8 protein-coding genes are annotated in these 13,476 nt (G+C 67.9%); 5 read left to right on the top strand and 3 right to left on the bottom strand.

Going from position 1 to position 13,476, the window contains the following annotated elements:
• Positions 1 to 56: 56 nt before the first annotated feature.
• Positions 57 to 824, bottom strand: coding sequence for a class II aldolase/adducin family protein (locus B3587_RS00310; protein WP_292725687.1), 768 nt, complete (start codon positions 822 to 824; stop codon positions 57 to 59).
• Positions 825 to 987: 163 nt separating this feature from the next.
• A complete protein-coding gene (locus B3587_RS00305; RefSeq protein ID WP_292725685.1) occupies positions 988 to 2,010 on the bottom strand; it encodes a LacI family DNA-binding transcriptional regulator in 1,023 nt (340 codons plus the stop codon).
• A gap of 206 nt (positions 2,011 to 2,216) precedes the next feature.
• On the opposite strand from B3587_RS00305, the gene B3587_RS00300 reads away from it, so the two are divergent.
• Together B3587_RS00300 and B3587_RS00295 are read left to right on the top strand one after the other, a co-directional pair.
• Positions 2,217 to 2,768 (top strand): hypothetical protein, encoded by a 552-nt coding sequence (locus tag B3587_RS00300; protein WP_292725683.1) that lies wholly within the window; start codon positions 2,217 to 2,219, stop codon positions 2,766 to 2,768.
• Between the two features lie 9 nt (positions 2,769 to 2,777).
• Positions 2,778 to 4,349 carry a dolichyl-phosphate-mannose--protein mannosyltransferase gene (locus B3587_RS00295; protein WP_292725681.1) on the top strand — a complete coding sequence of 524 codons (1,572 nt, stop codon included), beginning with the start codon at positions 2,778 to 2,780 and terminating at the stop codon, positions 4,347 to 4,349.
• A 10-nt stretch (positions 4,350 to 4,359) separates the two neighbouring features.
• Here B3587_RS00295 and B3587_RS00290 read toward each other — a convergent pair whose 3' ends face one another.
• Positions 4,360 to 5,196, bottom strand: a complete 837-nt coding sequence (locus B3587_RS00290) for an aldo/keto reductase (protein WP_292725679.1) — start codon at positions 5,194 to 5,196, stop codon at positions 4,360 to 4,362.
• A gap of 85 nt (positions 5,197 to 5,281) precedes the next feature.
• On the opposite strand from B3587_RS00290, the gene B3587_RS00285 reads away from it, so the two are divergent.
• The 3 genes from B3587_RS00285 (at position 5,282) to B3587_RS00275 (ending at position 13,458) form a co-directional block, all read left to right on the top strand.
• Positions 5,282 to 6,220: an FHA domain-containing protein gene (locus B3587_RS00285; protein ID WP_292725677.1), complete on the top strand. Its 939-nt coding sequence runs from the start codon at positions 5,282 to 5,284 to the stop codon at positions 6,218 to 6,220.
• 142 nt (positions 6,221 to 6,362) lie between these two features.
• Complete coding sequence (locus B3587_RS00280; protein ID WP_292725675.1) at positions 6,363 to 7,505, top strand: serine/threonine-protein kinase; 1,143 nt, start codon at positions 6,363 to 6,365, stop codon at positions 7,503 to 7,505.
• 4 nt (positions 7,506 to 7,509) lie between these two features.
• Positions 7,510 to 13,458, top strand: a complete 5,949-nt coding sequence (locus tag B3587_RS00275; RefSeq protein ID WP_292725673.1) for an Ig-like domain-containing protein — start codon at positions 7,510 to 7,512, stop codon at positions 13,456 to 13,458.
• Positions 13,459 to 13,476 lie beyond the last annotated feature (18 nt).

Genomic DNA, 13,476 nt, shown 5'->3' with positions numbered 1-13,476 from the left:
AGGACATCGTTGTCTTGGTGTTGTCCTGGTGAGTGCGTGTATTCAGTTGTGGGTGTTCAGTTGTGGGTGAGACCTGACCCGGGCGCAGCGGCGTCCGGGGTCGAGGTGGCATGACGGCGGGCGCGCTCGTGCAGCGCCGCGGCGACCGCGGCGTCGAGAGCGAGATCATCGAGCGGACCGGACTGAGAGACGAGGAACGCGTGACGCGCCGCGACTTCGAGGGAGGTCGCGACCCTCATGGCCTCGCGGAGGTCAGCACCGATCGCGAAGACCCCGACCGCGCGGACCAGGGCGACCGAACACGGGGACGCGAGGGCACCGGCGACAGCCTCCCCGAGCGTCTCCTGATCAGCGACGTCGGTCACGGTCACGGGAACTGCACCTCCGAACTCTTCGGCGGCGGCGACCGTGAGGCAGGGCAACGACGCAGCACGAGCTGCCCAGGCCAACGCGTACGGCGAGTCGGTGTGAACGATCGCCCGCGCGCTCGGGACATCGCGGTAGATGCGTGAATGCACCGAGGCATCCGCGGACGGGAGTCGTTCGCTGCCGAGGACCTCGGGGAGGGCCACCCCGTCGAGATCGCACAAGACCATGCGCTCGGGAGAGATCTTGTCGAGGAACGCACCGGCGGGGGCGATCACGAAAAGGTCGGCGGCGGTGATGCGCGCCGACGCGTTGCCGCGCGGGCAGGCGACCAGGCCGCGTTGCTCGAGCTCAGCCTGCCGATGAGCGACATCGGCACGCGTCCGGGCGATCGCGACTTCGGCTTTCACACCGGCGGCGTACCCCTCGGTCGTGCCCGCAACATCCTTGGGCGGCATGGCTGAACTCCTTCGTTCCGATCGTTGGTGATCGGTGTGACGATCAATGTGACCGGTCACATTGCGAAACTATAGACCGGACGCCGTCCCGAGTGTCAAGCAGCGAAAAGTCTCGGATTGGTAACGGGCCGCCGGAGGGCCGTTTCCCGCGGAGCGCGGGTCGTCAGATCCGCCCGAGCGGGCCCGACGACGCCCGGGGAATGAAGGTCGGCGCGATCGTGCCGATCCCTCCAGCGGCAGATCCGGCCCCCGTGTCATCGAGCAACAGCGCCACGCAGCGGCGGCCCAACTCGGGGAAGTCCTGCCTCACAGTGGTCAACGGCGGCCAGAAGTGTGCGGCTTCGGGGATGTCGTCGAAGCCCACGATGCTGATGTCCCGCGGCACCGACAGTCCCTCGTCACGGATCGCATGGAGAAGACCGAGGGCCATTTGGTCGTTCGAGGCGAAGACCGCCGTGAAGTCGCGGACTCGCAGCAGCTCCCGCCCGGCGTGGTAGCCGAACTCCGCCGTCCAGTCCCCCAGGATCGGCGCCGTCATCGGCAGGTCATGAGCGTCCATCTCGTCCAGGAATCCGCGCATGCGCGCCTCGGCTTCGATCCAGTCCTGGGGCCCCGCGATGTGATAGATCTGCCGATGTCCGAGTTCGATGAGGTGGCGGGTCGCCATTCTGGCCCCCGCGATCTGGTCGACCGAAAGCGTGTGCTCAGGGCCCAGCACCGCGGACTGCAGCGTCACATAGGGAACATCAATCCGCTGCGAGGTCAGCGCGCGAAAGACCCGCATCTGCGGGGCGATGACCACGAGCCCCTCGATCGACTGGGCGCTCAGGTGCGCGATGCCATCCGTGATGGAGTCCGGATCGGCGGCGTCGATGTTGGCGGTGGAGACCCAGTATCCGCGCTCGCGTGCGGCCTCTTCGATCGCCGCGATGCTCGACGCGGGACCGTACTGCGTGGAGGAGGACGCGAGGATGCCGATCGTCTGCGATCGGCTGGTCACCAGCATGCGCGCCGCCCGGTTGGGGGTGTAGCGCAGGTCGGTCATCACCTGCACGACGCGTGCCCGGGTCTCGGGACGGATGCTCGGATGGTCGTTGAGTACGCGCGAGACCGTCTGGTGGGAGACGCCGGCAAGTCGTGCGACATCCCGGATGCTCGGCGGCCGTCCGCCCGCTCCCTCGCTCATCGCACACCTTCCGTGCGCACGGTCACATGACGGTGTGCCAGGTTTCCGCGCCTGTTCGCTCATGATAGCGGCATGCTGTATGTGACTGTCACATCGGGGCCGGGCGCGTGTGCCGAACGACGTCGGAATCTGTCACATCCGTCACATCGCCGAGCCGGCATGCACTCGTCCTTCCCCCGCGGGAAACCGGCAGCTACGCTGTCCCGGTGGCAGACTTCCTGCGATTTCTTCCTCTCAGCGCCCGACCGCGTCAGGACGAAGGAGACGTCTCGAGCGATCGCCGTCGCGAGATCGACGCTCTGCTGGAGAGCCTGTCGGCGGTGACCGGCGCGAAGGAGATGTGGGCGGCGTTCGCGACGGATGCCGGGCTTGCGGGGCCATGGCGTGCGTCGGATGGAACGATCACCGGCTTTCGAGCTGCCGTGCTCACGCAACGGCGCAGCATCCGCGTGCTCTCCAAGGCACTCGCCGCCGCGCTCCGGATCGCCGCCGACCTCGGCACGGACCTCGAAGTCGACCCGATGACCGCCGGCGCCGTCGCCCTGTACGCCCACGGCGCCGGACCGTTCGAGCGCCGCGCCGTCGTCGCCGGCCATACCGTGCGGGCAACCGATGCCGAGTGGGCCTTCGGCAACGGCCCGGTGCTGGAAGGCACCGCGGTGCAGATCGCCGGCTTCCTGCTCGGCGTCACGGATGACCCCCCGAGACCGCCGGACCCTGCGTCGGAGCCGCCGGAGCTCACATCCTCGCCCGAATAGGCTGTCACGGTGACCACCACCGTCGAGACCCCCGTACGGCCGACGGTCTACGACCGTGTCAGCACCCGGGTCGCGGCCTCCCCCCGACTGCAGATCGCGGTGCCGGCGCTCGTGACTGCCGTTGCCGGCATCCTGCGCTTCTGGAACCTCGGACATCCACACGAACTCGTCTTCGACGAGACCTACTACGTGAAAGATGCCTGGTCCCAGTGGAACCTGGGGTTCGCGGCGAAGTGGCCCGACGAGGCCGATGAGCGATTCGCTGCCGGCGAGACCGACATCTTCCTCGACGAGGGGAGTTTCGTCGTCCACCCTCCGCTGGGCAAGTTCCTCATCGGCGCGGGGATGGCACTGTTCGGCGCCGACTCATCGGTCGGATGGCGCTTGGCCACAGCGCTGTTCGGCACCCTCGCGGTGCTCCTGCTCTACGTCGTCGCACTCACTCTCACCCGCTCGATCGGTGTGGCGACGGCGACAGCGGGCCTCATGGCGATCGATGGACTGGCCATCGTGCTCAGTCGCGTCGCGCTGCTCGACACCTTCGTCATGTTCTTCACGCTGCTGGCGTTCTGGTTCGTTCTGCTGGATCGACGATGGCTCCGCGAGAGGGAGTGGCCCCGACGAGTGACCGTCGGACGCTGGGGAACCGACCCCCGTTGGGGTCCGGTCTTCTGGGCGAGGCCGTGGGTCCTCGCGGCCGGCCTTGCCGCAGGAGCGGCGACCGCCGTGAAGTGGTCAGGCCTCTACGTCCTGGCCGGCATCGGCATCTACCTCGTCATCGTCGACGCCCTGGAGCGGCGCCGGCGGGGCGTCGAGTACTGGCCCGCCGATGCCGCGGTGCGCCAGGGACCGGTGACCTTCGTGCTGCTCGTGCCGCCGGCACTCCTGCTCTACCTCGCGACGTGGACGGGGTGGCTGGTGACCGACGGTGGCTACGACAGGCACGCCGTGGACGGCGCGCCCGCCACCGGGTTCTGGTCGTGGGTGCCGCTGTCGCTGCAGAATCTCTGGGCGTATCACCAGGCGATGTACGGCTTCCACGTGGGGCTGTCGGCAAGCCACAGTTACGCAAGCCCGGCCTGGCAGTGGCCGCTTCTTGCCCGCCCGACCTCGATGTTCTATCACAGCGACCCGCTCGGCGAGGCGGGCTGCACGGCAGCCGCAGGGTGCGTGCAGAACATCTACTCGATGCCGAACCCGCTCGTGTGGTACGCCGCCGTCGCAGCAACGGTCTACCTCGTCATCCGGTTCGTACGGCGTCGGGACCTCGCCTCCGGCTTCGTCCTGACCGGCATCGCCGTCACCTGGGTGCCGTGGCTCCTTTACCCCGAGCGTACGGTGTTCCAGTTCTACACGGTCGTGATGCTGCCGTTCCTGCTGCTGGCGCTGGGGCTGGCGCTGCGCGATCTGGCCCATCCCGCCGGGGCACGTCCAGACAGGCGCGTGACGGGCCAGCGTGTCGTCGCCGTCTTCCTCATCGTGGCGGTGGCGCTCTCAGCGTTCTGGTACCCGATCCTCACCGCGACCGGCGTGCCCTACGACTTCTGGCGACTCCACAACTGGTCGCCCACCTGGATCTGACGCGTGGCGCTCAGTTGACCTCGTCGGGATGCGCCGAGACACGACCCGAACCATCGCCCGGGTCGATCGCGTCGATCGCGGCGATCTCGGCATCCGTCAAGGCGAAATCGACGATGTCGATGTTCTCGGCGAGCCGCTCACGTCGCACGGACTTGGGGAAAACGATGTTGCCCTTGTCGAGGTGCCAGCGCAGCACGACCTGCGCCGGGGTCTTGCCGTGCGCGGCGGCCGCGCCTGCGACAGCCGGAGCCGAGAACAGGTCGTACTTGCCCTGACCGAGCGGGCCCCAGGCCTCGATCCGGATGCCGCGAGCGCTCGCCCACTCGACCACCTCCCGCTGCTGGTATGCGGGGTGGAGTTCGATCTGGTCGAGGACGGGGGCGACTCCGGTCTCGGCGATGATCCGCTCGAGGTGGGGAACAAGGAAGTTCGCGACCCCGATGCTTCGCGTGAGACCCTGCTCACGCAGGTCGATCAGGCGCTCCCACGCGTGCACATAGTTGTCGCGTGCCGGAGTCGGGCAGTGCACGAGGTACAGGTCGACGGCGTCGAGTCCGAGCTTGTCGAGGCTTTCGCCCAGCGCAGCTCGGGGTTCGTCGCCGTCGTGGCGGTCGTTCCAGAGCTTCGTCGTGATGAAAAGCTCGTCGCGCGGGATGCCGCTCTCGGCGATCGCAGCACCGACCCCCTCTTCGTTGCCGTAGATGGCCGCCGTGTCGATATGCCGATAACCGAGTTCGAACGCCTCGAGCACTGCACGACGCGTGTCATCGGCCGGAACCTTGAACACGCCATAACCCACCTGCGGAATGCGGTTGCCATCGAGAAGCTGCAGCGTAGGAATCGTCATGATTCCTACCTACGTGGCATGGCGCAGCCCGCGATGCCGTGGGTGGCGCGAAGAAGACCCCACGGGCGCGCAATATGCTGTGCGCATGTTCAGCTATACCCCGGCGGCTGCCGATCGCGACGCCTGGGGCCTGATCACCGATCGGTTCGTCCTGACGATCGCTACCGACGCGGGCCACGCACTCGAGCTGTGGCGCACGATGACAACCCCGGATGCGACGCTGGAGAGCATCCTCGAAGCCCTGGTCACCCGCGGGGTGCGGGTGATCCCCGACTTCGCGCTGATCGAGCTGCTGGACGCCTCGACCGGCTCGGCATCCCTCGCCCTCCGCGGGCGAGGACGGGCTGAGGTCGGCAGCGCCCAGCATCAGCGCTACTCGGGCAAGGGTGCGGCCACGTGGGTCGAAGCATCGACACAGCAGATCGCCGAGCTGACGATCGGTCTGCGCGGAGAGCCTCCGGGGCCGGCGCGACTGCCCGTCGAGCGCGGAGTCGTCCGCACCGAACAGGTCCACTGGGGCATTCCACTTCCGGAGTTCGACACAGCTGTCGAGCACTCGTCCGAGCCTCGCTGGGCGACCGGTATGGTGCCGAGCGCCGACCCCGAGCACGGCGAGCTCGACGACCGCACGGTGATCGGTTCGAGGGCCGCCGCCCGCGCGGATCTCGACGATGCCACCGTCATCGGGCAGCGCCGCGTCGAACCGCGCCTGGCTCTGCACTTCAGGAATGGCCCACTCATTCCCATCGCGGGGACCGTCGTCTTCGGCCGCTCACCCACTCGCGCGGGCGCGACGACAGTGGCCCTCGCTTCGCCGCGACACGAGGTGTCCGCAACACACGCCGAGGTAGTCGCCGAGGGGGTGCAGCTGCGGCTCCGGGACCTCCGGTCCACCAACGGCACATTCGTCACTGTAGGAGACGGCCCGACGATCGAAGTGCGCGATCGCGAGATAACGCTAGCGCCCGGCGACCGCGTCGATTTCGGCGACGGCAATATCGCCGAGGTCACTCTGTCTCGCTAAGGCCGTCCCCGCGGCCGGAGTTGCACAGTCGTGATCCGCATGTGATAGGAAATATCCGAACGGCCAGGGGAACAAGGGCAGTCACGCAGTTGAACGCGGTACACACACCCGACGGTGCCGCGCTCACTTCGAGGGGGAAACAATGGCAGGGCGCCTACCAGCGGCGCCGCCGATCCTCAGCGGATTCACCTATGTGAGACCACTGGGCACCGGCGGCTTTGCCGACGTGTTCCTGTTCGAGCAAAACATGCCTCGCCGCCCCGTCGCCGTCAAGGTGCTGCTTCAAGACATCGTTGACGACGGCCTGCTGCGGATGTTCAACGCGGAAGCCGACGTCATGGCGCGCCTGAGCGCTCACCCCTCCATCCTCACGATCTACCAGGCCAGCGTCTCGGCAGACGGTCGCCCCTACATCGTGATGGAGCACTGCCCGAATTCGATGACCAACCGCTATCGACGCGAGCTCATACCGGTCGCCGAGATCGTCGCTCTCGGCGTGAAGATCGGGTCTGCCCTCGAAACCGCCCATCGCGCGGGTCTGCTGCACCGCGATATCAAGCCCTCGAACATCCTCATGACTGCCTTCGGGGCTCCGGTACTGTCGGACTTCGGGATCGCGGCCTCGATCAACGCCCGCGGCGACGGTGAGGTCTTCGCTATGTCTGTCCCGTGGAGCGCCCCGGAGGTCGTCGACGAATCGATTTCGGGCTCGATCCCCAGCGAGGTGTGGAGCCTCGGCGCGACGATCTACACGCTGCTCGCTGGGCGGAGCCCCTTCGAGATCGCCGGCAGCGGGCAGAACGGGCGGGATCAGCTCAAGGGCCGGATCCGCAAGGCTCAGTACACCCCGATAGGTCGATCGGATGTGCCTGCTTCGCTCGAAGCGCTGCTGCAGCGGTCGATGAGCAAAGACCCCGCACGGCGCCAAGCCTCGGCGGCGCAGTTCGCCTACGAGCTGCAGGTCGTCCAGCACGAGATGGGGCTCCCTTCGACACCCCTCGAGATTGCCGTCGACGAGTGGGCGGCCGCGGGAGCCGCGATCGACTTCCAGGACAACTCACTGCGCGGCCCAGTCCGCCCCACCGTCGAGCACGCCTCCCGCCGCCCGCAGCGCGCGTCGCGCTCCACCGCGCGCCGGGTGAGCCTGGACGGCACAGTGCTCGCCGGGTCCTCGCCCTCACGGCCTGCACGCAGCCGCTGGCTCATCCCGACGATCATCGCGGGCGCGGTGGCGGTCGGCGTCGCAGCGACGGTGACAATCCTCGCCCTCACGGGGGTGTTCTGAGCGGATGACATCCACCCCGACGAGCCCGACAGGGCCCCGCTGGCGCGCACTCGTGGCCGGTGGGGCAACGGTCGCGGTCGTCGGCCTGGTCGTCGCGGCCGCAGCCGTCTGGCCAGGATTCGATGCACAGGAGACGCCGCTGCAGGATTCGTCCGTGTGGGCGCTGCAGACCGGCGACGGGCGGAACTATGCACGGGTGAACACGGCACTGGGCGAACTCGTCACGGTCAAGCAGGTCGAGAACCCCAGCAGACTCGCCCAGACGCAAGGGCATCTGTTCGTCTTCACCGATGGCGACAGCAAGTACGCGGATGTCTCGCTCCCCTCACCTCCCGACATCGACGCCGATGCCGCCGACGTCCTCCAGCCGACCCCGTCCGGAACCAGCGAAGTGTCTTCGGCGGGCGATTATCTCGCCTATCTGACCGACACGGGCGACGTCTACGCCGCCCGCCTGTCGACCGGCGGTGCCGCGACGATCATCGACCCCTACGCCGACGTCGTGGTCGAACAGGGGCAGACGCGTCCGCGCATCGGTGCTGATGCGGTGACCGTGACCGACACCGGAACGTTGCTGGCGCTCTCGCTCGCGAGCGGGAGGATGTTCACCGCGGACGCCGCCACGGGCGAGATCACCGACGAGGAGGAGGTCGAGATCCCGGCCACCGACGACGTGCAGCTCAGTCGGGTCGGCGGGCGGTGGGCCGTCTTGGAGCCCACCAGCGGAACACTGTGGATCCAGGGCGTCGACGGTCCGGTCTCCCTCGATGTCGATGAGAACGCACGTCTTCAGAGTCCAGACCCGTCCGCAGCCGAGGTCTCGATCGCCGACGGAAGCGGCCTGGTGACGGTCGCCCTCGACGGTCAGAACACGCAGCGCACTGTCGAGGCCCAGGGTGCGCCCGCGCAGCCGACCTCCGTCGGGGGTGTCCTGTTCGGCGCATGGCTCACCGCCGAAGCTGGCACGCTGTGGTCCTCGGAGTCCGGAGCCACCGACCTCGACTTCGCCGGAGCCGCGCTGGACGAGCAGCTGACGCCGGTCATCGCGGCCAACTCCGGACAGGCGATCCTCAACGAGACCACCTCCGGCTGGGTGTGGACGCTGCCCGACGGTGCGCTGGTCGCCTCGTCGCAGTCCTGGCGCAGCGAAGAGGCCGCCCGTCAACAGGAGCAGGACCAGAATGTGACGCCCGACCGAGTCCTCGACCCGCGACCTCCGGTCGCCGAGCCCGACTCCTTCGGCGTCCGTGCGGGGCGGGACGTCGTCCTGCCCGTGCTCCTGAACGACCACGACCCCAACGAGGATGTCCTGAGCATCATCGGCTCGTCGGTGACGGGGCTTGATCCGGCCTTCGGCACCGTCCGTGTTGCCAATGAGAGTCAGCAGCTGGTCATCGAGGTCGCAGCGGGAGCCTCCGGCTCCGCGACCTTCTCGTACCGGGTGACGGATGGGACCACGGCCGATGGTCTCAACTCCGAGCCAGCCAGCGTGACCGTTAGCGTCGTCCCGGAGGATGTCAACAACGCGCCGATCTGGTGCGGTGGCGACCCGGGATGTCTGGCCACGTGGCCCTCGCCCGATGTCCTGCCCGGCGGTACCGTCTCGGTGGACGTGATGGAGGCCTGGGTCGACCCGGACGGCGACCCCGTCTACCTCTCGGACGCCACCAACGGCACCGGCTTGGGAACGGTCGCCGCCGACCCTGCGGGCACGGTCACCTACCAGCACCCGGATCCCAACACCACGACGGCGCTGAGCGTGCAGGTCGATGTCACCGTCTCGGATTCCCGTGGCGCGTCATCGAGCCAGCCCCTGTTCATCTCCGTCACCCCGTCGCCACAGCTGTCCGCCGACTCGTTCGCGTTGACCGGGGAACTCGGCCTGCCGATGTCGGTCACCCTGGATGACCGCGTGCACGGCACGAAGGGCGCGGTGTCGTTGACCGCCGTCAAGACGCTCAACGGTTCGACGGCCACCGTCGTCCCGAACTCCTCCGGGCTCTCCTTCACCTTCACCGCCGACCAGCCGGGCTCGCATGTCGTGCAGTACACCGTGCGCGATGACACCGGCGAGATGTCGGCGACCGTGCGGATCACGGTGCTCGATCCCGCGGAAGTCCGCATCTCGACGCCGCCGCTGACCGCCTTCGTCCGACCGAACGAGGATGCCTCGATCGACGTGCTCACCGCGGTCGAGAACCCGTCGGGGCGCGTCCTGCTGGTCAGCGATCTTCGCCCGGAGCCCGCCGCTGGCGCCTCGCTGAGCGTGGACGTCGTCGCACAGAGCCTGATCCGCGTGTCCGGTACCACCGCCGACGGGCAGCCCGGGCAGTTGGGTACAGTCCGGTACACGGTCTCGGACGGGACCGGGGATCCGAACGCCACCGCAACGGGCGAGCTGACCGTCATCCTGCTGCCGTCCCCGAGCGCCAAGCCGCCGATCGCGACCGATGACACTGTCACCGTGCGCGTCGGCTCCCTCATCGACATCCCGGTTCTGGCCAACGACACCGCTCCCGCCGGCGCACTTGTCTCGATCGATCCATCCCAGGTTGTGAACGAATCCGATGCCGGACTCGCCTTCGCGACACCGCGGGTGGTGCGTTACCTGGCCCCCTCCGAGCCGGGCACCTATTCCGTGGCGTATACGATCTTCCGCCTCGGGTTCCCCGAGATGACCGACAGTGCGCGCATCTTCATCACGGTGCTGCCCTCTGATACGAACACCGCTCCCCTTCCCACCGACCTTTCGGGACGGGTGCTGAGCGGTCGCGCGGTGTCGATCCCGTTCGACAGCTTCGGTGTCGACCCCGACGGCGACAGCGTGGTTCTCGACCGCATCGTCACGCAGCCCGCGCAGGGCTCGGCGGCGATCTCGGCCGAGTCTAATGCGATCGTCTACACGAGCAACCCAGGCGCCCGCGGCCAGGATGCCTTCACCTACCAGGTGCGAGACTCCCGTGGCGAGACCGCCGTCGCTACGGTCCGCATCGGCATCCTGGACGAGGCCTCCGACCCGAGCCCGGTGACCTACAGCGACTACGCCCAGGCGCAGGCCGGTGCGTCCAACACGGTCGTGCTGTTCCCGACCGACAATGACGTCGATCCCACCGGGAGCGAGCTGCAACTGGTCGATGTGCGTCCCAACGCCCAACCTGACACCGACGAATACGCGAAGGTCGAGGCGATGCTGACCTCAGTGGATACCGAGACGGGGCAGGTCGTGCTCGCGGCGGGGACGGAACTGGGCACCTACTCCTTCTTCTACACCGTACGAAATCGCAGCGGTGACACAGCGCAAGGACTGATCGTCCTCAAGGTCGTGCGTACTCCGGTACCCGACTATCCGGTCGTGCAGGACACCATCCTTACCGCCGAGTCCCGTGAAGATCTGCCCGCTGGGATCGATGTCGTCACAGGCCGGGTGACCTGGAGCGGTGGCGACATCTCGAACCTCACGATGGCTCTCTGGGACGACTCGGCGGCCTTCACCGCGCAGGGCTGGTCGATCTCAGGAGAGATTCCCGAGGACTCCACACTCGTGCCCTTCCAGCTCTCGGGCACCGCCTTCAACGGGACCGAGGTTGTCACCTACGGGTTCCTCCGGATCCCCGGCGACAACGACATCGAACTGGCGCTTCGTGCCGGGTTCGCACAGATCGAGGTCAACGAAGAGGGTTCGGTCGACGTAGACATGGCGCAGGCCGTGGCAGTCCCCAGGGGAGAGGAGCTTGTCGTTGACGGCGCCGGCGTCACCTCGACCGGTTCCCGGGCTGGGCAGTGCTCCCTCGAGCGCGGCACGACGATTCGCTATGACGCGGGCGTCGGCGGCCCCTGGACCGACACCTGTACCGTGCCGGTGCGACTCGCCTCGCAGGAGGATCCCACCTATCTCGCGCTGCGGGTCTCGATCATTGCGAAGGCACCGCAGCCGGAGCTGCGTGCCGCATCCCTCAGCGTCAGCCCCGGCGCCGAAGCCGTGTACGACCTGCAGTCGATGACAACCTGGAACGGGGAACCCGACTGGGCCTCGGTCGAGTACGGCATCGAGTACTCCGGCGATCAGTTCGAGGTGACGCAGTCCGGCTCCTCGCTGACCATCGTTGCGAAGGACGCATCGCGGCCCGCCCGTGAGGAGCCGGTCACCGTGCGCATCCTCAGCCACCCGGATGCCGCGGCAGCGACCCTGGCACTCACGGTCGGGCCTGCACCTTCGACACTCCCGAAGGGCGGGACGGCGACGCAGCAGTGCTCCCAGAGCGGTGGCACGACATCCTGCACGATCCAGGTGATCGGCGTGGTCGGCGAGGTCAATCCGCTTCCCGGCACGCCGCTGACGCTGGTCTCGGTGACAAACCCCGAGAACTGCCCCGACGTCACGTTCACAAAGGCCAGCGCCACCGCGGTGACCGCGAGCTGGGCCTCCGATGCGCCAGGCGCGGCCGACTGCACCGGAAGCTTCTCAGTGCAGGATGCGCAACAACGCGTATCCAGTGGGGATCGCGACGGCACCGTGATCCTCGACCTCCAGGGACTGCCGGCAGATCCCGCACGCATCAACTGGACCAACTACACCGGTGACACAGTGACCCTGCGGGTGGTGTCCGAATCCACGTCGTACCCGGCGGTGAGCGGCTACCGAGTCGCGGGGAGCAACGGTGTTGAAACGACCTGCTCTGCCACAGGCGAGTGCGCCCCGATCTCGGCGACCAACGGTGAGAAGGTCACGTACCAGGCGTGGGCGGTCAACTCCACGGGTGAATCGCGAACCAGCGCGAGCATCGTGGCCTGGGCGTATCAGGCCCCCGTCGCCCCCAGCGGGATCGAGGCGGCTCCTGTGCCGAACCCACCCGATGGTCTCATCGCGAAGATCACCGTGACCGGGATCGGTCCGACCACGGGCGCCATCCGTCTGACAAGCCCTGTCGGCGAGACCGTCACCGTTTCTGTCCCGTCTGGACAGAACAGCGTCGAGTTCCCCGCGTTCCTTGTCGGGTCGAACACCCCCACCACTGTCACTGCGACCCCGGTCACCCGGTTCGAGGTGCCGCCCGAATCCGTCGTCGCCGGCGGCAGCTCGGACGGGACCTCGGTCTCGGGCGAAGCCTGGGGCATCGGTGCGCCGCTGATCACCGACCCGACGGTCACCGCGAGCACCGACGGCAGCGGGCAGATCCAGGTCGCCGCGACGGTCACGCCCAACGGCACGGGCGCCACCGTGAAGGCTCGGGCCGTTCTGGCCGGCACGACATGCACTCCCTCGGGGTCGGTGACAGGATCCTCGTTCTCGACGACGCTCGCCGGCACGGTATGGGAGGCGACGACGGTCAATATCTGTGCCGAGACCTGGTACGACGGAGTGTCGTTCGGCACGACAAGCTGGACCAGCGGCACCGTCCGTCCCAGCGAGACGATCCCTCCCCCGACCGGAGATACGACCTACTCGATCACTGCCACGGCCGACTCCACTGTCGCCAACGCGCGGGTACGTGAATGGAGTGTCATCAGCGCCCCGGCGCTGGCCGCCACCGGCAGCTACGAGGTGGTCTTCTTCACGGGTGGCACTCCCGTCGCCTCCTTCAACGAGGCATTCCGATACAACGGTGTGGCGCCGGCGCCGCTGACCGCGAAGGCCTGTCTGGCGGGTAGCACCGAGACGTGTTCCGAACCCGTGACGATCTCACCCGCTACTGGATCACCGGCCTACCTGGTGCGGATCGAGTTCCCCGCGACCTGCGTCAGCGGCGACGTCTCGCCCGGTCAGATTGTCGTTGCAGCTGAGGCCGGTCAATACTCGACGTCCGCGTCAGAGGATGGCTCGACGGGAGCGACCTACTCGGTCGCGTTCACCGCGGCCCTGTCGGCGCTCGACACACAGTCATACAGCCTCACCTGCACCGCCCCGGATCCGCCGCCCGCTGACTCCGGAACAGAGGGGAGCACCACCCCGTGAGCACCGCACGCCCGAAAG

The sequence above is a fragment of the Microbacterium sp. UBA837 genome (assembly GCF_002296025.1).
Classification (GTDB): Bacteria; Actinomycetota; Actinomycetes; order Actinomycetales; family Microbacteriaceae; genus Microbacterium.
The sequence above is the reverse complement of the archived record's forward strand: the minus strand, read 5'-3'. Positions and strand labels throughout refer to the sequence as shown.